We start from the raw sequence: 19,401 nt of genomic DNA on the forward strand, positions 1-19,401 counted from the left end.
GGGCGTGTGGAGGGCGGCCGACGGGCAGGGACGGCGGGGAAGCGTCGCCGTCGGCCGTCGCCACGGACTGTGTGCCCCGGGGCAAGGTACCCGTGCCGCCGGACCGGGACGCGGCGTCCGCGCCGCGGAAGAGCGGGCGGGCCGTGAATCCGTAGGTCCGATGACGCGGGTGGCCCTGCGGGGGGGCGGACGGCCTCCGCCGCGCGAAGGCGTCGGTGCCGCCTTGGACAACGCTGTCCGAAGGCGGCACCCTGCCCCGCTGCGGCTGCTACTCGCCCAGGCGCAGCCAGACCGCCGTGTCCCGGGGCAGCCGGCCGTCCTCGCCGAGCGGCCCGCTGGCGAGCAGGACCTGCCGGTGGCCGGGAAGGTCCACCGGGGTCTCCGACAGGTTGACCACGCAGGCGAAGTCGCCGTCGCGGCGGAAGGCGAGCACCTCGCCGGCGCTGTCGAGCCAGCTCATCGGCCCCTCGCCGAGGCCGGGTTCGGCGCGGCGGAGGTCCAGCGCGGTGCGGTACAGGGTGAGCATGGACTCCGGGTCGGCCTGCTCGGCCTCGGCGGTGTACCGCGCCCAGCCGTCCGGCTGGGGCAGCCACAGCCGCTCGCCGCCGAAGCCGTACGGCGGCGCGTCCCCGGACCAGGGCAGCGGCACCCGGCAGCCGTCGCGGCCCGGGTCGGTGCCGCCGGAGCGGAAGTACATGGGGTCCTGCAGCCGGTCGGCCGGGATGTCCTCGACCTCGGGCAGGCCCAGCTCCTCGCCCTGGTACAGGTAGACCGAGCCGGGCAGGGCGAGCGTGAGCAGCGCGGCGGCGCGGGCGCGGCGCGTGCCGACCACCAGGTCGGTGGGGATCCCGTGGGCCTTGGTCTTGAAGTCGAAGCCGGTGTCGGCACGGCCGTAGCGGGTGGCCGTACGGGTCACGTCGTGGTTGGCCAGCACCCAGGTCGCCGGGGCGCCGACGGGCGCGTGCACGGCCAGCGTCAGGTCGATCGAGGCGCGCAGCCGTGCCGCGTCCCAGGGGCACGCCAGGAAGTCGAAGTTGAAGGCGGTGTGCAGCTCGTCGGGGCGCAGGTAGCGGACGAAGCGCTCGGCGTCCGGCAGCCACACCTCGCCGATCAGGACACCGTCGTAGGAGTCCGCGATGGTGCGCCAGGACCGGTAGATCTCGTGGAGTTCGTCGCGGTCGATGTAGGGGTGCGGGTCGCGCCCCTCCTCGAAGTCGGGCAGCAGCGGGTCCTTGGCGACCATCGCCGCCGAGTCGATGCGCACGCCGGCGACGCCGCGGTCGAACCAGAAGCGCAGCACGTCCTCGTGCTCCTTGCGGACCGAGGGATGATCCCAGTTGAGGTCCGGCTGCTCGGGCGCGAACAGGTGCAGGTACCAGTCGCCGTCGGGCAGCCGGGTCCAGGCGGGGCCGCCGAACTGGGACCGCCAGCCGTTGGGCGGCAGTTCGCCGTTCTCGCCGCGTCCGGGGCGGAAGTGGAACAGCTCGCGCTCCACGCTGCCCGGCCCCGCGGCGAGCGCTGCCTGGAACCACACGTGCCGGTCCGAGACGTGGTTGGGGACGATGTCGATGATGGTGCGGATGCCGGCGCCGCGGGCCTCCGCGATGAGCTTCTCGGCCTCGGCCAGGGTCCCGAAGGCCGGGTCGATGGCCCGGTAGTCGGCGACGTCGTAGCCGCCGTCGGCCAGCGGCGAGGGGTACCAGGGGCTGAACCAGAGGGCGTCGACGCCCAGCGCCGCCAGGTACGGCAGTCTGGACCGGACCCCGGCGAGGTCGCCGGTGCCGTCCGCGTCGCCGTCGGCGAAGCTGCGTACGTACACCTGGTAGATGGCGGCGCCGCGCCACCACTCGTCGGTGGCCTCGGTCGGCTGGGTGTCTGCCACGTGACTGGTCCTTTCGGGCAGCTGGGACCACGCCGCCGGCCCTCACGGCGGGCGGCGTGGTGCTGGTGGGAAGCGGCGTCGCGGTGGACGGGTGCGGGCCTCAGCCCTTCAGACCGCCGGCGGTCAGGCCGCTCATGATGTTGCGCTGGAACACGAGGAAGATCAGCAGGGTCGGGACGGAGGCCATGGCGATGGCCGCCAGGAGCCAGTTCTCCGGGACGCCGCTGGCGAGCGAGTAGATGCCGACGTTGAGCGTCTGCTTCGTCGGATCCGGCAGGGTGAGCATCGGCCAGAGGAAGTCCTTCCAGACCCCGACGATCGCGAAGATGGAGACCACTCCGAGGATCGGGCGGGAGATCGGCAGGACCACCGACCACAGGGTGCGCACCGGGGAGGCCCCGTCGATCGCGGAGGCGTCCAGCAGTTCCTGCGGCACCGAGTCGAAGAACCGCTTCAGCAGGAAGATGTTGAAGGCGTTGGTGACCGACGGCAGCCAGATCACCCAGGGCGAGTCGAGCAGGTTGCGCTGGAAGATCGGCACATCCAGCACGGTCAGGTACTGCGGCACCACCAGCACGGTCGCCGGGATCATCAGCGTCGCCAGCATCATGCCGAGGATCACGTTGCCGAGCACCGGACGGAGTTTGGACAGCGAGTAGGCGGCCGCCACGTCGAGGACCAGCTGGAAGGCGAGCGCCCCGAACGCGTACCAGAGGGTGTTGAGCAGCAGGTGGTACAGGTCCATCACGGACCAGGCGCTCTTGTAGTTCTCGGGGTGGAAGGAGCGCGGGAAGACGGTGGGCGGGATCTGCGCGAACTCCTGCGTGGACTTCAGCCCGTTCGCGGCCATCCAGTACAGGGGTCCGAGGAAGACCAGCGTGAAGGCGGCGACCACCAGGAGGAGGACCGTCCGGTAGAGGATCTTGCCGCGCCGGCTCGCGAGTTGCGTCGGCGATATCAGCGATCTCGTGCTGCTGCTCATCGGTGGGTCCCCGCCCTACTCGTCCGCGGCCCGGCTGAGCCGCACGTACCCCGCGGAGAAGACCGCCAGCAGCACGAGCAGGACCAGGCCGAGCGCCGCGGCGCCGCCGTAGTTGTTGAAGTTGAACGCGTACTGGTAGATCAGGTAGACGACGGTGGTCGTGGAGCCCTCGGGGCCGGAGCCGCCGGTCAGCAGGAAGGGCTCGGTGAAGACCTGCATCGTGGCGATGATCTGCATGAGCAGCATCAGCGACAGGATCAGCCGGGTCTGCGGGATCGTCACGTGCCAGATCTTGCGCAGGAGTCCGGCCCCGTCGAGCTCGGCCGCCTCGTACAGCTCGCCGGGGATGCCCTGGAGTGCGGCCAGGTAGATGAGAGTGGCGCCGCCCATGTTCATCCAGGTGGAGGCGATGACCACCGACAGCATGGCGGTGTCGGTGGACTGCAGCCATTGCTGGGCGGGCAGGTGCAGCGTCTCGAGGATGCGGTTGAACAGGCCGTACTCGGGGTTGTAGAGGTTCTTGAACAGCAGCACCGAGGCGACCGGCGGCAGCATCACCGGCAGATACACCAGCAGCCGCAGATAGCCCTGCGCGTGCCGCAGTTCGTTCAGCAGCAGCGCGACGAAGAACGGCACCGCGAAGCCGAGCAGCAGCGCCAGGCCGGTGAAGAGCAGGGTGTTGCGCCAGGCCTGCCAGAACGCGGGGTCGTGGAAGACGTAGTTCAGGTTGGACCAGCCGGCCCAGGTGGTGTGCCCGTCCTTGGTCTTCTGGAAGGCCAGTACGAACTCCCGGACCATCGGGTACCAGGAGAAGAACGCGAAGCAGAGCACGGCGCCGATCAGGAAGCCGTACGCGGTGAGGTTGCGGCGCAGGGAGCGGCCGGCCCGCCCCGGACGGTGGGGATCCGGGGCGGGGCGGCGTGCCGAGCGGCGCGACCGGCTCTTCGCGGGAGTGCTGGCGGGCAGGGTGGGGGCGCTGGGGGCCGACATCGTTACTCCTGAGTGCCGGGGGGCCGGGGGTCCGGTCCGGAGCTACTGGTTGGCGAGGACCTGGTTGACCTGGGTCTCCGCGGTGGACAGCAGCTTGGCGGCGTCCGCGTTCTTGTTGGTCAGGACGCCGGACATCACGTTGTCCAGGACCTTGTAGATCTCCTGGGCCTTGGCCGGCTCGGCCTTGCCGGGGATCGGGTTGTCCATGAAGGCGCGGAAGTTCTCGACCGGCATGGTGGCGCTGGCCGCCTTCAGCTGGTCGTCGTTGGTCTTGCTGGCGCCGGTGAAGAAGGCCGGCTGGGGCAGACCGACGGGCAGGCCGTCCGCCTTGGACCGGGCGTACTCGAACTGGCCCTTGCCCGGGGTGAGGGTCTTGAAGTTCAGCCAGGCGATGGCGGCCTTGATCTTGTCGGGCGAGCTGCCCTTCTTGATCATGTAGTCGTTGCCGCCGAAGAGGGTCGCCTTGCCGCCGGGGATCGGGCCCATGCCGAAGTTGGCGTAGTCGGCGCCGAGCTGCTGGACCATGTACGTGATGTCGTCGGGCGCGGCCAGGAACATGCCGAGCTTGTCCGTCGCCATCTGCTTCTGCAGGTCGCCCCACTTGAGCAGCTGGGTCTGGCCCATGCTGTTGTCGGTCCAGCGCATGTCGTGCAGGTTCTGCACGACCTGCTTGCCGAGGTCGTCGTTGAACGCCGCCTTGGTGCCGTCCTCGGAGACGACGTCGCCGCCCAGGCCGTACATCGTCGCGGTGAAGTGCCAGCCGCCGGTGTTCTGCGCGCTGTAGTCGCCGTAGCCGGCGATGCCCTTGCCGAGGCCCGCGATGGCCTTGGCCGCGGTGCGGACCTCTTCCCACGTGGCCGGCGGCTTGTTCGGGTCGAGGCCGGCCTGCGTGAAGAGCTTGCGGTTGATGAGCAGGCCCATGGTGTAGTTGCTGGTGGGCACGCCGTAGAGCTTGCCGTCCTTCTTCAGGACGCCCAGCACGTTGGGGTCGATGTCCTGGAGCGCGGGGACGGTCTTGTCCGTCACGTACGCGGAGATGTCCTCGGCGCCGTCGTTGTCCAGCACCTGCTGCAGGTCGGTGAAGTACGTGTAGAACACGTCCGGCTGGGACTTCGCCTTCAGCGCCGCGGTGAAGCGGGCCGGCTCCTCGCACTGACCGGGCGTCGACTTACCGTCGATGGTCACGTTCGGGTACTGCTTGTTGAAGGTGGCGACGTCCTCCTTCCACTCCTTGAGCTCCGCCTTCTTGGCGGCCGGCGGCATGCAGTCGATGGTGAGCGTGACCTTGGCCTTCGGGTCCAGCGGGGCGGCCGGGTCGGACGATGAACCGCCGCCGGCCTTCTCGTCGTTGTCCGCGCTGCTGCTGGTGCCGCAGGCGGTGAGGGCGACCAGGGCCAGCGCGGAGACGAGCGTGGCCGCGGAGGCACGGCGGGCGGGGCGGAACCAGGAGCTTCTCATCGGTGGTCCCCTTCGGGCATGAGCGTGGAAGGCCCCCGGCTACGCACAGCGGGGGCGCCCACACTCAAGCACTCCTCACAGATGTCCGCAATATCTCGCGCAGTTTTCGCAAAAGACTGACGAGCTTGCGCAGGTGGGCTGCCAACCGTTTCCACGGCGGGGAACGGGGCTGACCGGCGGGACCGGCCGCCCACGGGCGGCCCCGCGCCGCGGCACGGCTCCACCGCGGTCCTGCCGGGCTCCGGGCACCCGGGACGCGCGAGAGCCCGCGGTGCCGGGCACCGCGGGCTCTACGGGGGTACGCCGTGGCGCGGCGCGCGGACTCAGGCGCGCACCGGTCCCGTCGTCCCGCGGACGACCAACTCGGGCTCGTACAGGAGCTCGTCGGAGGCGACCTGCTTGCCCGCGATCTTCAGCGCGAGCAGTTCCACCGCGGTGCGCCCCATCGCCTCGATCGGCTGGCGCACGGTCGTCAGCGGCGGGTCCGTGCAGGTCATGAACGCCGAGTCGTCGTACCCGACCACCGAGACGTCCTGCGGCACCGAGAGCCCCATCCGGCGCGCCGCGCGCACCGCTCCCAGCGCCATCGGGTCGTTGGCGCAGATGATCCCGGTGACCCCGCGCTCCCACAGCTTCGCGGCCGCCGCCTGGCCGCCCTCGAGGGTGAACATCGCGCGCCCGACGTGCTCGTCGGGCAGCGACGAGCCGGTCGCCGCGGCCACGCCGCGGGCCGCCGTCAGCTTGCGCCGCGACGGCACGTGGTCGGAGGGCCCCAGCAGCAGGCCGATCCGCTCGTGGCCGAGCGAGGACAGATGCCGCCACGCCTGCTCCACCGCCACCGAGTCGTCGCACGAGACCCTCGGGAAACCCAGGTGCTCTATCGCCGCGTTGATCAGCACGACCGGCAGATTGCGTTCCGCGAGCAGCCGGTAGTGGTCGTGCGGCGCGTCCGCCTGCGCGTAGAGACCGCCGGCGAACACCACGCCCGAGACGTGCTGCTGCAGCAGCAGCGAGACGTAGTCCGCCTCCGACACCCCGCCCGCGGTCTGCGTGCACAGCACCGGTGTGAGCCCCTGCTGGGCCAGCGCCGCGCCGACGATGTCGGCGAACGCGGGGAAGATCGGGTTCTGCAGCTCGGGCAGCACCAGCCCGACGAGCCGCGCCCGGTTCCCCCGCAGCTGTGTGGGCCGCTCGTACCCCAGCACGTCCAGTGCCGTCAGCACCGCCTGCCGGGTTCCCTCGGACACCCCCGGCTTTCCGTTCAGCACCCGGCTGACGGTGGCCTCGCTGACCCCGACCTTCTTCGCTACTTCGGCAAGCCGTCGCGTCATGTGTGCAAGCATACGACACGCCATGCAAGTGGTTTGCGCTCTTGCGCAAGGCCGTTGGGACCCGCGATATCCGGGTAGGCCACCGGTACAGCCGGGACGGGAGCGCCGTCCCTCTCGGGGCAGAGGCGGACATTACGGAAGTCCGGGCCGCGACCCGCGCCGTACGGGAGGGGTTGGAGAGCCGCACGAGAGTCAGAAGGTTAGGCTTACCTTCATGAGCACCTGCACGACCGTGTCGAGCTCCTTGGCGGAGCCCGTCGCTGCGACCGCGGCCACCGCGCGCACCTGGCTGCTGCTCGAGCAACCGGGGCCGTGGGGGCCCAAGGCGCTGACCGGCAGCCATCTGGACCCTCGGGTGGGCCGGGCGCTGGAACGGGCTGCCGCGGGGACCGGGGTGCGCGTGGGGCTGATCCGGCGGCCCGGGCCGCACGCGGACCGGCGCCGCGACATCCCCCGGCGCACCGCCTACGTGGCGCACACGGTGCCTGGGCGCTCCTGGGTGCGGGAGGCAGTGCTGGAGGACCCGGAGACCCTGCTCGGGCTGGACTTCACGGCGCTCGGGCACGGGGACCACCGCGGCTTCGGAGTGCCGTACGAGGGCGACCCGCTCGCCCTGGTGTGCACCAACGGCCGGCGCGACCGCTGCTGCGCGCTCAACGGCCGCCCGCTGGCCGCCGAACTCGCCGCCGCACGGCTCGGTCACGTGTGGGAGGTGACCCATCTCGGCGGCCACCGCTTCTCGCCCACGATGCTCGTGCTGCCGCACGGCTACGCCTACGGGCGAGTGGACCTCGCGCTCGCACGGCAGGTGCTGGAGGCCACCCGTGAGGGGCGCGTCGTGCTGGAGGGCTGCCGCGGGCGCTCCGCCTGGGAGCGCCCGGGCCAGGCGGCCGAGCTCGCAGTCCGCCGGCTGACCGGCGAGGACCGGGCGGGGGCGCTGAGCGTGGACGGCACCCGCGTACGGCACGTCGACGGCAGGGTCTGGGACGTCGGGGTGACCGCGGTCGCGGCCGAGCCGCCCCGGCCCGAGAGCTGCGGGGCGGCCCTGGGGGCGCCGCTGCGCATGGAGATCAGCGGCATTCAGCCGGCGCTCTTGACGAACTCCGTGGTGTAGGTCCTGCTCAGGTCCACCTTCGCGTTCTGCAGGTTCGGGTTGAACGCCTTGAGGACCCGCTCCACCGTCTCGGGGCCGCCCTCGGGCATGACCCCGTCCTTGGTGAACATCGGCAGCGTGTTCTCGATGGACCGCGTGTAGAGCTCCTGGCCGCCGCCCTGCGCGTAGTCGGCCGGCATCTTCGCGGCGATCTCGGCGGCGCTGTGCGTCGACATCCAGGCGAGCGTCTTCACGAAGGCGTTGGCGAGCTTCTGCACGGTCTCCTTGTGCCCGTTCACCCACTCCGTCTGCATGTACAGGCTGGAGGAGGGGTAGAGCCCGCCGAGCGCCTGCCGGGAGCCCTCGGGGGTGCGCATGTCGATCAGCACCTTGCCGAGCTTCTTGTCCAGGATCGTGGCCACGGTCGGGTCGGTGGTCATGCCGCCCTGGATCGAGCCCTGCTCCAGCGCGGAGATGAAGGTCTGGCCCGCGCCCACCGCGACCGGAGTGAACTCGCTGGTCTTCACGCCATTGCTGACGGCGAGGTACTTCGTCAGGAAGTCGGTGGACGAGCCGATGCCGGTCACGCCCAGCTGCTTGCCCTTGAAGTCCGCGGCGCCCGCGATGTCGTCCGCCGCCTTGTTGGAGACGATCTCCACCTCGCCCGGGGCCTGCGAGAACTGGACCACCGACTCCACCTCCTTGCCCTTGACCTGGAGGTCGAGCGTGTGGTCGTAGAAGCCCACGGTGCCCTGGACGTCGCCGGAGACCAGCGCGGTCTCGGCCTGCACACCGGCCGGTTCGGTGAGCAGTTCGACGTCCACGCCCTCGGCCTTGAAGTAGCCGAGCCGCTCGGTGAGCATCGCGGGGAGGTAGATGACCTTGTCCAGGCCGCCGACCATGATCTTGACCTTGCCGGCGGAGCCGGAGCCGGAGGCCGAGGAGTCGCCGCCGCAGGCGGTGAGCAGGGAGAGGGCGACGGCCGAGGCGGCGACGGCGGCGGTGGCTCTGAAGGGTGCGCGCATCTGGTTCACGTCCTTGTGGGAAGCGGTCGAGGGGGGTGCGGGGGCAGCGGGGGTCAGCGGTCGGAGCCGGCCTCGGCCGGCTTCCAGCGGAAGAGCCGCTTCTCCAGGAAGGTCAGCAGGCCCTCCGCGAGCAGCGCGACGACCGCGAGGACGGCCATGGCTGCGTACACACCGGCGGAGTTGAAGGTCCCCTGCGAGGCAGCGACGAGCAGGCCCAGGCCCTTGGTGGCGCCGATGTACTCGCCGACGATGGCGCCGATGAGGGCGAAGCCGAAGCTCACGTGGAGGCTGGTGAAGATCCAGGAGGTCGCGGAGGGCACGACCACCTGCAAGGTGACCTGGCGGTTGCCGGCGCCCAGGATGCGGGCGTTGGCGACCAAGTTGCGGTCGACCTCGCGCGCGCCCTGGAAGGCGTTGAAGAAGACCGGGAAGAAGACCAGCACCACCGCCGAGGCCACCTTCGACGCCGGGCCGAGGCCGAACCAGATGAGGAAGATCGGCGCGAGCACGATGCGCGGCAGCGCGTTGAGCACCTTGATGTACGGCCCGAGCACATCGGCCAGGAAGCGGATGCGCCCCAGCACGATCCCCAGCACCACACCGGCGACGACGCCGATCGTCCAGCCGAGCAGGGCCTCGTAGAGCGTGTACCAGATCTGCTCCCACAGTGAGCCCTGCGCGGTGCCGTCCACCGCCCAGGTGCGCATCTGCTCCCAGATCCGCGACGGCATCGAGAAGTGGAAGGGATCGACGGCCCCGGCACGGGCCAGCCACTCCCACAGGCCGAGCACGGCGATCAGCAGCAGGACCCGGCTGCCCTGGACGAGGTAGACGCGGTTCCGGGCGGCGCGGGCGCGGGACCGCGCCCGGTCGGTGGCCCCGCCGGCGTCCGTGGTGACGGCGGCCACCGGGGCCGCAGCGGTCTCAGGCGGCATCCGCCGCACCCCTCTCGCGGGTGATGCGGACCTCTTCGCCGAGCGAGGCCCAGATCTCCCGGTAGATCTCGATGAACCGCGGCTCCAGCCGCACCGTCTCGACCTTGCGCGGGCGCGGCAGGTCGATCTCGAAGACCTCCTTGACCGTGGCCGGCCCGGCGGTCATGACAACGACCTTGTCCGCGAGCGCGATGGACTCCTCCAGGTCGTGGGTGACGAAGACGACCGAGGCGCCCGTGCCGGACCACAGCTCCAGCAGCTCGTCCGACATCAGGGCGCGCGTCTGCACGTCCAGGGCCGAGAACGGCTCGTCCATGAGCAGGATCTCGGGATCGTTGACGAAGGTGGCCGCGAGGGCGACGCGCTTGCGCTGACCGCCCGACAACTGGTGCGGGTAGCGGTCCTCGAAGGCGGTGAGACCGACCCGGGCGAGCCATTCGCGGGCCCGCTCCTTGGCCTCGGCCTTGGGCACGCCGCGAAAGCGCGGACCGGCCATCACGTTGGACAGCACGGTGCGCCAGGGGAAGACCGCGTCCTGCTGGAAGACGAAGCCGACCTTGCCGCCGATGCCGCGCACCGGCTCGCCGGCCACCAGCACCTCGCCCTCGGTGGGCTCCTCCAGCCCGCTGACGAGGGTCAGCGTCGTGGACTTGCCGCAGCCGGTCGGTCCGACGACGGCCACGAACTCCCCGCGCCCGACGGTCAGGTCCAGATCGCGCACGGCGGTGTGAAGGGCCCCGGACGGGGTCCTGAAGGCCTTGCTCGCACCCCGCAGTTCGATGGCGGGGCTGGGGTGTGTGCTCATGCGCCGGGACGCTAGACGCGGCCCGGGCCACCGCGGCAGCCTTGCGGTCACAACTCCACCTTGTGCCCACAACCCCCTGTTCTGCTCGTTCTGCTCGCGCTACGACAACGAAAGGGCCACAGGGGCTGGGCAGCGCACCCCGGCGCCGTTTACGTTGCGTTCACAGCCAGGCAAACGGACGAGCGACTTCCGCATGGACGCGGACCGCCGGGCAGGACAGGGGGACGTCATGCGCATCCGGTGGCCACGCCGTGTCTTCGCCCAGGTCCTGCTGGTCCAGCTGGTCCTCACCACCGGCGTGATCACCCTGGCCACCGGCCTGTTCCTCGCCCCGCTCAGCTCGCAGCTGGACCAGCAGGCGATGCGCCAGGCCCTGTCGATCGCCCAGACCACCGCCGCCACCCCCGGCCTCGCCCGCGACCTGCTCGGCAGCCGCCCCGGCGTCACGGGCCCGGTGCAGCAGGAGGCCGAACGCATCCGGCGCGCCACCGGGGCGCTCTACATCGTCGTCATGGACACCCACGGCGTGCGCTGGTCGCACACCGACGTGGCGCAGATCGGGCGGCACGTGTCCACCGACCCCAGCGTGGCGCTCGGCGGCCAGGAGATCATGCAGATCGACCGGGGCACCCTCGGCCGCTCCGCGCGCGCCAAGGTGCCGCTGCGCGACGACGGCGGGCGCATCGTGGGCGCGGTGTCGGTCGGCATCGCGTACGACAGCGTGCGCGAACGGCTCCTTGCGACCGTCCCGGTACTGCTGCTGTACGCGGGCGCCGCGCTGGGCGTCGGTGTGCTGGCGGCGCTGCTGGTGTCCCGGCGGCTGCAACGGCAGACGCACGGGCTGGCGTTCGCCGACATCTCCGCCCTGCTCGACGAGCGCGAGGCCATGCTGCACGGCATCCGTGAGGGCGTCATCGCGCTCGACGGCCGGGGCAGGATCCGGCTGCTCAACGACGAGGCGCAGCGGCTGCTCGGACTCGGCCCGGACGCCGCCGGACGCGCCCTGGACGACGTGCTGCCCGCGGGCCGCACGACCGACGTACTGACCGGCCGGGTCGGGGGCACCGACCTGCTGACCGTCAGTGGCGCCCGGGTGCTGGTCGCCAACCGGATGCCGACCGGGGACGGCGGCGCCGTCGCCACCCTGCGCGACCGTACGGAACTGGAGCGCCTGGGCCGCGAACTCGACAGCACCCACGGTCTGCTGGACGCCCTGCGCGCCCAGGACCACGAGCACGCCAACCGCCTGCACACCCTGCTGGGCCTGCTCGAACTCGGCCTGTACGACGCGGCGGTGGACTTCGTCGCCGAAGTGGCCGACGGCCGGCGGGCCTCCGCCGAGCAGGTGGCCGAACGCGTCCACGACCCGCTGCTGTCGGCGCTGCTGGTCGGCAAGTCGGCGATCGCCGCCGAACGGGGCGTGACCATGACGGTCTCCCCCGCGACGCTGCTGCCCGATCGCGTCGTCGACCCGCGCGACCTGGTCACCGTGCTGGGCAACCTCATCGACAACGCGCTCGACGCGGCGGGCTCCACGGTCGAGGTCGAACTGCGTGCCGAGGGCACGACCGCCCTGCTGCGGGTGTCCGACGACGGGCCGGGCGTGCCGCCCGAGGCCCGCGAGCGCATCTTCGCCGAGGGCTGGACGACCAAGGCCTCCCCCGCGCACCGGGGCCGCGGGCTCGGGCTCGCGCTGGTGCGCCGGCTCGCCGGGAGGTACGGCGGCACGGCCCGCGTCACCGCCCGTGCCGGGGGCGGCGCGGTCTTCACCGTCGTCCTGCCCGAGGCGCTGGCCGTATCCGGGCCCATCCCGGCGGAAACCGTGTCCGCTGGAGGAGCACGATGATCGACGTCCTGGTCGTGGACGACGACTTCCGTGTCGCCGAGATCAATTCCGCGTACGTCGGCAAGGTTCCCGGCTTCCGGGTCACCGCGCGCGCCCACACCGCCGCGCAGGCGCTGGCGACGCTGGAGCGCGCGCACGTCGACCTGGTCCTGCTGGACCACTACCTGCCCGACGAGACCGGCCTCACCCTGGTGCGGCGCATGCGCCAGCTCGGCCACCACGCGGACGTCATCATGGTCACGGCCGCGCGGGACGTGGCGACCGTGCAGGCCGCGATGCGCTTCGGCGCGCTGCAGTACCTGGTCAAGCCGTTCAGCTTCGCCGGACTGCGGGTGAAGCTGGAGGGGTACGCGGCCCTGCGCCGGACCCTCGACGGTGTCGGCGGCGGGGGCGGCGAGGCCGGCCAGGAGCAGGTCGACCGGATCTTCGGCGCACTGCGCACCGCCGTCGCGGCCCCGGCGGAACTCCCCAAGGGGCACTCGGCACCCACCGCCGACCTCGTGCGCCGGGTTCTCACCGAGGCGGAGCAGCCGCTGTCGGCGCACGAAGTCGCGGCACGCGCGGGGATCAGCCGCTCCACCGCCCAGCGGTACCTGAAGTTCCTGGAGCGCGAGGGGCGGATCAGCCTCACCCTCAAGTACGGCGACACCGGCCGCCCCGAGCACCGGTACGCCTGGACCAAGGCCGGCTGACCCCGCCATCCGTGTGCCCCGTGACGCATCAGCCCCTCGGGCACATGCGCCGCGGCGCCCACGCCGGGGCGATGACGGAGATCACGGCGAGGCCGAACAGACCGCCCTGTGAGGGCCGTTGAGGGCCCATGGAGGATGTCCCGCCAGCCCCCGGCCGGCGGGGGGCCACAGGGCCGCCGCAGGGCCTCCTACGCCGCTCCGGCGCCCGTGAGGGCGCGGACCTCCACCTCGGCGTACGCGTCGGCGTCGGCGGGCTCGCGGGAGAGCATCGTGCCGGCCCAACCGGCCAGGAAGCCCAGGGGGATCGAGACCAGCCCCGGGTTCTGGAGCGGGAAGAAGGCGAAGTCCACCCCCGGGAAGAGCGAGTCCGCGCTGCCGGAGACCACCGGCGACAGCACCACCAGCGCCACCGCCGGGACCAGCCCGCCGTACACCGACCACACCGCGCCCCGGGTGGTGAACCTGCGCCAGAACAGGGTGAACAGCAGCACCGGCAGATTGGCCGACGCCGCCACCGCGAACGCCAGCCCCACCAGGAACGCCACGTTCTGCCCCTGCGCGAACAGGCTCAGCCCGATCGCCACGCCGCCGATCCCGACGGCCGCCAGCCGGGCGACGCGTACGTCCTCGTGCTCGCGGCGCGCGGTGCCGGGGCGCGGCCGGCGCAGCGTGGCGTACAGGTCGTGCGCCACGGAGGCGGAGGACGCCAGGGTGATGCCCGCGACGACGGCAAGGATCGTGGCGAAGGCGATGGCGCCGACGACGGCGAAGAGCACGGTCCCGCCCGTCGATCCCGCGCCCCCGCCGAGGTCGAGGGCGAGCAGCGGCACGGCGGTGTTCCCGGCCGCGTTGGAGGTCCGGACGGCGTCCGAGCCGACGACGGCGGCGGCGGCCACACCCAGCACGATGATCATCAGATAGCAGCTGCCGATGAGGCCGATCGCCCAGACCACCGAACGCCGGGCCGAGCGCGCGGTCGGCACGGTGTAGAAGCGGGACAGGATGTGCGGCAGCCCGGCCGTCCCGAGCACGAGGGCGAGGCCGAGACTCATGAAGTCCAGCCGGGAGGTCCAGTCCCCGCCGTACTTCAGGCCCGGTGCGAGATAGGCGCGCCCGTGGCCGCTGCCGTCGGCCGCCGCGCGCAGCAGGCCGCCGAGGTCGCCGTGGAAACGGATCAGGACCAGCACCGTGAGGGCGAGCGTGCCGCCCATCAGCAGCACCGCCTTGACGATCTGGATCCACGTGGTGGCCCGCATGCCGCCGAAGGTCACGTAGAAGACCATGAGCGCGCCCACCCCGACCACGGTCCAGGTGCGCGCGGCCGAACCCTGGCCGCCGAGCAGCAGCGCCACCAGGCTTCCGGCACCCACCATCTGCGCGACCAGGTAGAGCACGGAGACGACGACCGACGCGCTGCCCGCGGCGATCCGCACGGGCCGCTGCTTCATCCGCGCGCTGAGCACGTCGGCGAGGGTGTAGCGGCCGCAGTTGCGGACCAGTTCCGCGACGAGGAACAGCACCACCAGCCAGGCGACCAGGAACCCGACCGAGTAGAGCATGCCGTCGTAGCCGAAGAGCGCGATGAGGCCGGAGATGCCGAGGAAGGTCGCGGCGGACAGATAGTCGCCCGCGATGGCGAATCCGTTCTCCAGGGGGGAGAAGAGCCTGCCGCCCGCGAAGAACTCGACCGAGGAACTGCGCCGCCGCCCCGCCCATGCGGTGATGGCGAGGGTGACGGAGACGAAGACGGTGAAGAGGACCAGCGCGAGTCCCTGGTGGTTGCCGGTCACCGCATCCGCTCCTGGGTGTCCCAGCGCAGCTCCAGGGCGGCCCGGTCCCGGCGCAGCCGGGCGTGCCGGGCGTAGGCCCAGGTCAGCAGGAAGGTCGAGGCGAACTGGGCGAGTCCCAGGGCCATAGCGACATTGAGCTCGCCGGCGACCGGCCGGGCCATCAGGCGGGGCGCCGCGGTCGCGAGGACGACGTAGAGCAGGTACCAGGCGAGGAAGGCGAGGGTCGCCGGGAAGACGAACCGCCGGTAGCGGCCGCGGACTTCCTGGAACGGGCCGCTGCGCTGCACCTCCCGGTACACGGCGGCGCGGCCGGACGGCGGGGCCTGTGGGGGTGAGGGCGCCGGCGGCGGTTGCGTTCCCTCCCAGTCCCCTGCGGCCAGGGCGTCGTACCAGGGGTCGTCCACCCGCAGCCCGCTGGGCTCCGCCCCGTCGTGCTCTTTCACGGACTCTCCTCGCTTCACGGACCGTTCGGCCGTGCGCCCAAGCATGGACATTGCGGGAAGAGCCGGGAGGCCCCAAGCAGAAACCTTCACCCCATCAGGTGACGATCCCCCACCCCGGGGGGTGGGGGACGGCACCTTCGCCTAAAGGGCCTGGCGGGGCGGCCCCGCCGGACCGGGCGGACCTCAGGCGTCGATGCGCGAGCGGTCCAGGGTGGCGGCGGAGTTGGTGATGAACTCGCGGCGCGGCGCCACCTCGTTGCCCATCAGCAGGTCGAACGCCAGCTCGGCGCCCTCCAGGTCGCTGATGTTGATCCGGCGCAGGGTCCGGTGGCGCGGGTCCATCGTCGTCTCGGCCAGCTGGTCGGCGTCCATCTCGCCCAGGCCCTTGTACCGCTGGATGTTGTCCTTGAAGCGGATGCCCTTGCGCTCGAACTCCAGCAGCGTCTCGCGCAGCTCGCGGTCGGAGTACGTGTACACGTACTTCTCCTGGCCCTTGCGCGGGTTGGTGAGCTCCACGCGGTGCAGCGGCGGGACGGCGGCGAAGACCCGGCCGGCCTCGACCATGGGCCGCATGTAGCGCTGGAAGAGCGTCAGCAGCAGGCACCGGATGTGGCTGCCGTCGACATCGGCGTCGGTCATCATGATGATCTTGCCGTAGCGCGCCTGGTCGATGTCGAAGGTGCGGCCGGAGCCGGCTCCTATGACCTGGATGATCGCCCCGCACTCGGTGTTCTTGAGCATGTCCGAGACCGAGGACTTCTGAACGTTGAGGATCTTGCCGCGGATCGGCAGCAGCGCCTGGAACTCGGAGTTTCGGGCGAGCTTCGCGGTGCCCAGCGCCGAGTCACCCTCGACGATGAAGAGTTCGCTGCGGTCCACGTCGTCGCTGCGGCAGTCGGCGAGCTTGGCCGGCAGCGACGAGGACTCCAGCGCGGTCTTGCGGCGCTGCGCGTCCTTGTGCTGCCGGGCGGCGATCCGGGTGCGGGCCGCGGCGACGGCCTTCTCCAGCACGGCGCGGGCCTGCTGCTTGTCGTCCCGCTTGGTGGAGGTGAGGAAGGCCTTCAGCTCGCGGGAGACGACGGTGGAGACGATGCGGTTGGCCGCCGAGGTGCCGAGCACCTCCTTGGTCTGGCCCTCGAACTGCGGCTCGGCGAGGCGGACGGTCACGACCGCGGTCATGCCCTCCAGGGCGTCGTCCTTGACGATGTCGTCCTCGGCGACCCGCAGCAGCTTGTTGGCGCGCAGCACCTCGTTGACCGTCCGCGTGATGGCCCCCTCGAAGCCGCGGACGTGGGTGCCGCCCTTGGGCGTCGCGATGATGTTCACGAAGGAGCGCAGCGTGGTGTCGTACCCCGTGCCCCAGCGCAGCGCCACATCGACGCCGAGCTCGCGGGTGACCTCGGTGGGGCTCATGTGGCCGCGGTCGTCCAGGACCGGCACGGTCTCCTTGAAGGTGCCGCTGCCGGACAGCCGCAGCACGTCGCAGATCGGCTTGTCCGGGGTGAGGTAGTCGGCGAACTCGCTGATGCCGCCGTCGAAGTGGAAGGTGTCCTCGACCGGCTTGCCGTCCTCGGAGCCGTTGTCGGCGCGCTCGTCGCGGACGACGATCGTCAGTCCGGGCACCAGGAACGCGGTCTGGCGGGCGCGCTGGTGCAGCGTCTCCAGGGAGAGCTTGGCGTCCTTGAGGAAGATCTGGCGGTCCGCCCAGTAGCGCACCCGGGTGCCGGTCCGGGTCCGCGGCACCTTCTTGGACTTGTCGAGCCCGCTCTCCGGCTCGAAGTGCGCCTCCGGGCCGGGCTTGGCGAAGCGGCCGGGGACGCCGCGCCGGAAACTGATCGCGTGGGTGTGGCCGCTCCGGTCCACCTCGACGTCGAGCCGGGCGGACAGGGCGTTGACGACCGAGGCTCCCACGCCGTGCAGACCGCCGGAGGCCGCGTAGGACCCGCCGCCGAACTTGCCGCCCGCGTGCAGCTTGGTCATGACGACCTCGACCCCGGACAGGCCCGTCTTGGGCTCGATGTCGACGGGGATGCCGCGGCCGTTGTCGCGCACCTCGACCGAGTTGTCCTCGTGGAGGACGACGTCGATGTGGTCGCAGTGACCGCCGAGGGCCTCGTCGACGGAGTTGTCGATGATCTCCCAGAGGCAGTGCATCAGGCCGCGGCTGTCGGTGGAGCCGATGTACATGCCCGGGCGTTTGCGCACCGCCTCCAGGCCCTCGAGTACCAGCAGATGCCGCGCGGTGTAGTTGGAGCCGTCACGATCTGCACCGGTCAGCAACGCGGTGGACGGCACGGATGTTTCGGCGGTCACGCGGGACGTCTCCTCGATGAAGTTCTACAGCCGTATCGGTCAGAGGGTACCGAGGCCGCGCGCGGCCGTTTCGCCGCGACCCGGTATGCGGTCCATGCTAGCCCTCTCTCGAAGAGATGTTCGATCCCTCGTTTGAGTGATACACATGTCACGTTCCACTGGAGGCATGAACCATTTAGGCTGCGGGCACGTCCTCATCAACAACCGGCAAGCCAGCCGGCGGGACATAACTGAAGAATCTGACCAGTTCCGCCTGATTGCCCCGAAGACGACAAATAACCACACCAGAGGATCATTCGCCGCCAATCGGTAGCATCCAGCCGCTACAACAACGGTTTCCAGGAAAAAGGCACGAGCGGGAACAGTTTCGGCCTGGTTGGATGTTGACCCTGGTACGACAGCTCGTCGAGCTAGAGAAGAGGCGACGTGACTACAGTTCTGACCCCCGCGAGCCCGCTGACGGCGGCGGACCGCTGCGACCGTTGCGGCGCCCAGGCCTACCTGCGCGTCGTACTGATCAGCGGCGGTGAGCTGCTCTTCTGCGCGCACCATGGGCGTAAGTTCGAGCCCGAACTGAAGAAGATCGCTGTGGAAATACAGGACGAGACCGGCCGCCTCACGGCCACGCCGACCGTTGCGGCGGATGACGAACGCTGACGCATAGGACTGCGAGAGCTTTCAACGGGCGGCCTCCGCGAAGGAGGCCGCCCGTTGGCGTGTCCGCTGCCGCTCACCGCGGCGGAGGGGCACCGCGGTGCACGATCATCCATCAACCGGTCACGAGTGCCGCCCGACCAGCCCGGAGACCGACGAGACCCTGGTGTAGACCCCCGGTTGGCCCGCTTCGGCGCAGCCGGATCCCCAGGACACCAGACCGATGAGGCGCTGCCCCGCCACGAGCGGGCCGCCACTGTCCCCCTGGCAGGAGTCCCGCCCCCCGGTGAGCTCACCCGCGCACACCATGGAACCGGACATGTACTTGCCGTCGACACTCCCCGGGTAGGCCTTCTGGCACACCGAGTCGGGGAGCACCTTGACCGGGGCCGCCCGCAGGGTGTTCGAGTAGGTACCGAGCCCCGTCGTGTCGCCCCAGCCCAGGACCTTGGCCGGGGTACCGGAACGGTAGACCGCGTTGTCGCCGGGCTTCGCCATCGGGATCGCCGCCGACGCCGGAAGCCGCCCGGCGAGCGTGACGACGGCCACATCGCCGTTGTTGGTCGCCGGATCGTAGGCCGGGTTCACCCAGATCCTCCGGACCGGCACCTCCCTGCCCCCGGCGCCGCTCAGATCCGTGCGCCCGCCGATGACGCGCAGATCGGGCACCTCCCTCCAGTCCCCGCCGAGCGCGGCCGGGGTGAAGCAGTGCGCGGCGCTCACCACGGTGGCCGGCCCCACCAGGGCACCGGCGCAGAACTGCCCGGAGCGCGTCGTCCCGTACCGCGAGCGGCTGGAAATGGCCACGGCCCAGGGGTACTGCTGAGTCGACACCGGCGCCCCGCCTATGACGGAGCCGGTGGCACCCTGCGACGGCGCCTGCGGGCTCGCCACGTCCGAGGCGTCGCGGGGCACTTCGGGTGCCCCCGGCGCCGCCACCCGGCCGAGTCGCGCGGAGGACTCCGCGCCCCGGGCTATGGACTGCCGCCCCGGCTCGGCGGCAAGAGCCCCCTCGCCCTGCCGCGACACGGCCTCGGGGACGGCGGCGCCGACCGCCTCCGGGGCCACGGGTTCCACGCCCGGCACGGCGGGCTCAAAGGCGGCGGCATACGCGGTGTACGCGGGGGCCACCAGCGGCATCGCGAGCGCGGATGCCAGCGTC

Annotated in this window: 16 protein-coding genes; 4 read left to right on the plus strand and 12 right to left on the minus strand. The window is 71.4% G+C overall.

Translation table 11 applies throughout. The features are described 5' to 3' along the window. Positions 1-268 precede the first annotated feature (268 nt). The 5 genes from ABZ883_RS32840 to ABZ883_RS32860 form a co-directional block, all read right to left on the minus strand. On the minus strand, positions 269-1,882 hold the full coding sequence (locus tag ABZ883_RS32840) for a glycoside hydrolase family 13 protein (RefSeq protein WP_360912710.1): 1,614 nt from the start codon (positions 1,880-1,882) through the stop codon (positions 269-271). Positions 1,883-1,982: 100 nt separating this feature from the next. Further along, positions 1,983-2,864: a carbohydrate ABC transporter permease gene (locus ABZ883_RS32845; RefSeq protein WP_360912712.1), complete on the minus strand. Its 882-nt coding sequence runs from the start codon at positions 2,862-2,864 to the stop codon at positions 1,983-1,985. A 15-nt stretch (positions 2,865-2,879) separates the two neighbouring features. After that, positions 2,880-3,854 carry a sugar ABC transporter permease gene (locus ABZ883_RS32850; protein ID WP_360912714.1) on the minus strand — a complete coding sequence of 325 codons (975 nt, stop codon included), beginning with the start codon at positions 3,852-3,854 and terminating at the stop codon, positions 2,880-2,882. A 42-nt stretch (positions 3,855-3,896) separates the two neighbouring features. Further along, positions 3,897-5,312, minus strand: a complete 1,416-nt coding sequence (locus ABZ883_RS32855; protein WP_360912716.1) for an extracellular solute-binding protein — start codon at positions 5,310-5,312, stop codon at positions 3,897-3,899. 323 nt (positions 5,313-5,635) lie between these two features. Then, positions 5,636-6,643: a LacI family DNA-binding transcriptional regulator gene (locus tag ABZ883_RS32860; protein ID WP_360912718.1), complete on the minus strand. Its 1,008-nt coding sequence runs from the start codon at positions 6,641-6,643 to the stop codon at positions 5,636-5,638. 214 nt (positions 6,644-6,857) lie between these two features. Between ABZ883_RS32860 and ABZ883_RS32865 the strand changes: the two genes are divergently transcribed. After that, positions 6,858-7,757 carry a sucrase ferredoxin gene (locus tag ABZ883_RS32865; RefSeq protein ID WP_360912720.1) on the plus strand — a complete coding sequence of 300 codons (900 nt, stop codon included), beginning with the start codon at positions 6,858-6,860 and terminating at the stop codon, positions 7,755-7,757. Here the strand turns inward: ABZ883_RS32865 and ABZ883_RS32870 are convergent. The 3 genes from ABZ883_RS32870 to ABZ883_RS32880 are packed head-to-tail and all read right to left on the minus strand — an operon-like array spanning position 7,724 to position 10,501. Beyond that, positions 7,724-8,761 carry an ABC transporter substrate-binding protein gene (locus tag ABZ883_RS32870; RefSeq protein ID WP_360912722.1) on the minus strand — a complete coding sequence of 346 codons (1,038 nt, stop codon included), beginning with the start codon at positions 8,759-8,761 and terminating at the stop codon, positions 7,724-7,726. The two genes, ABZ883_RS32865 and ABZ883_RS32870, sit on opposite strands and share 34 nt — an antisense overlap. A 53-nt stretch (positions 8,762-8,814) precedes the next feature. Next, a complete protein-coding gene (locus ABZ883_RS32875) occupies positions 8,815-9,696 on the minus strand; it encodes an ABC transporter permease (protein ID WP_360912724.1) in 882 nt (293 codons plus the stop codon). Continuing rightward, positions 9,686-10,501, minus strand: coding sequence for an ABC transporter ATP-binding protein (locus ABZ883_RS32880; protein WP_360912726.1), 816 nt, complete (start codon positions 10,499-10,501; stop codon positions 9,686-9,688). Before ABZ883_RS32880 ends, ABZ883_RS32875 begins: the two co-directional genes overlap by 11 nt. A 229-nt stretch (positions 10,502-10,730) precedes the next feature. Between ABZ883_RS32880 and ABZ883_RS32885 the strand changes: the two genes are divergently transcribed. Next, entirely contained in the window at positions 10,731-12,347 is a 1,617-nt protein-coding gene (locus tag ABZ883_RS32885) for a sensor histidine kinase (RefSeq protein ID WP_360912728.1), read from the plus strand. Beyond that, a complete protein-coding gene (locus tag ABZ883_RS32890) occupies positions 12,344-13,039 on the plus strand; it encodes a response regulator (protein ID WP_360912730.1) in 696 nt (231 codons plus the stop codon). The genes ABZ883_RS32885 and ABZ883_RS32890 overlap by 4 nt, the downstream gene beginning before the upstream one ends. Positions 13,040-13,227: 188 nt before the next feature. Here ABZ883_RS32890 and ABZ883_RS32895 read toward each other — a convergent pair whose 3' ends face one another. The 3 genes from ABZ883_RS32895 to ABZ883_RS32905 all read right to left on the minus strand — a co-directional run bounded on the left by ABZ883_RS32895 (position 13,228) and on the right by ABZ883_RS32905 (position 17,585). Then, positions 13,228-14,829: a cation acetate symporter gene (locus ABZ883_RS32895; protein WP_360912732.1), complete on the minus strand. Its 1,602-nt coding sequence runs from the start codon at positions 14,827-14,829 to the stop codon at positions 13,228-13,230. Then, positions 14,826-15,272 (minus strand): DUF485 domain-containing protein, encoded by a 447-nt coding sequence (locus tag ABZ883_RS32900; protein WP_360912734.1) that lies wholly within the window; start codon positions 15,270-15,272, stop codon positions 14,826-14,828. The genes ABZ883_RS32895 and ABZ883_RS32900 overlap by 4 nt, the downstream gene beginning before the upstream one ends. A gap of 183 nt (positions 15,273-15,455) precedes the next feature. Further along, a complete protein-coding gene (locus tag ABZ883_RS32905; protein WP_360912736.1) occupies positions 15,456-17,585 on the minus strand; it encodes a DNA topoisomerase IV subunit B in 2,130 nt (709 codons plus the stop codon). 426 nt (positions 17,586-18,011) lie between these two features. Here ABZ883_RS32905 and ABZ883_RS32910 point away from each other — a divergent pair, with 426 nt between their 5' ends. Then, entirely contained in the window at positions 18,012-18,242 is a 231-nt protein-coding gene (locus ABZ883_RS32910) for a hypothetical protein (protein WP_360912738.1), read from the plus strand. 120 nt (positions 18,243-18,362) lie between these two features. Here ABZ883_RS32910 and ABZ883_RS32915 read toward each other — a convergent pair whose 3' ends face one another. Further along, entirely contained in the window at positions 18,363-19,133 is a 771-nt protein-coding gene (locus tag ABZ883_RS32915) for a serine protease (protein WP_360912890.1), read from the minus strand. Between the last annotated feature and the right edge of the window lie 268 nt (positions 19,134-19,401).

Origin of the sequence: Streptomyces sp. NPDC046977 (genome assembly GCF_040644455.1) — a bacterium.
Lineage (GTDB): Bacteria > Actinomycetota > Actinomycetes > Streptomycetales > Streptomycetaceae > Actinacidiphila.

Excerpts from the sequence above, each read along its gene's own strand:
- ABZ883_RS32870 (WP_360912722.1), bottom strand. The coding sequence starts at position 8,761 with ATGCGCGCACCCTTCAGAGCCACCGCCGCCGTCGCCGCCTCGGCCGTC.
- ABZ883_RS32845 (WP_360912712.1), bottom strand. The coding sequence starts at position 2,864 with ATGAGCAGCAGCACGAGATCGCTGATATCGCCGACGCAACTCGCGAGC.
- ABZ883_RS32855 (WP_360912716.1), bottom strand. The coding sequence starts at position 5,312 with ATGAGAAGCTCCTGGTTCCGCCCCGCCCGCCGTGCCTCCGCGGCCACG.
- ABZ883_RS32850 (WP_360912714.1), bottom strand. The coding sequence starts at position 3,854 with ATGTCGGCCCCCAGCGCCCCCACCCTGCCCGCCAGCACTCCCGCGAAG.
- ABZ883_RS32885 (WP_360912728.1), top strand. The coding sequence starts at position 10,731 with ATGCGCATCCGGTGGCCACGCCGTGTCTTCGCCCAGGTCCTGCTGGTC.
- ABZ883_RS32865 (WP_360912720.1), top strand. The coding sequence starts at position 6,858 with ATGAGCACCTGCACGACCGTGTCGAGCTCCTTGGCGGAGCCCGTCGCT.
- ABZ883_RS32875 (WP_360912724.1), bottom strand. The coding sequence starts at position 9,696 with ATGCCGCCTGAGACCGCTGCGGCCCCGGTGGCCGCCGTCACCACGGAC.
- ABZ883_RS32890 (WP_360912730.1), top strand. The coding sequence starts at position 12,344 with ATGATCGACGTCCTGGTCGTGGACGACGACTTCCGTGTCGCCGAGATC.
- ABZ883_RS32880 (WP_360912726.1), bottom strand. The coding sequence starts at position 10,501 with ATGAGCACACACCCCAGCCCCGCCATCGAACTGCGGGGTGCGAGCAAG.
- ABZ883_RS32860 (WP_360912718.1), bottom strand. The coding sequence starts at position 6,643 with ATGACGCGACGGCTTGCCGAAGTAGCGAAGAAGGTCGGGGTCAGCGAG.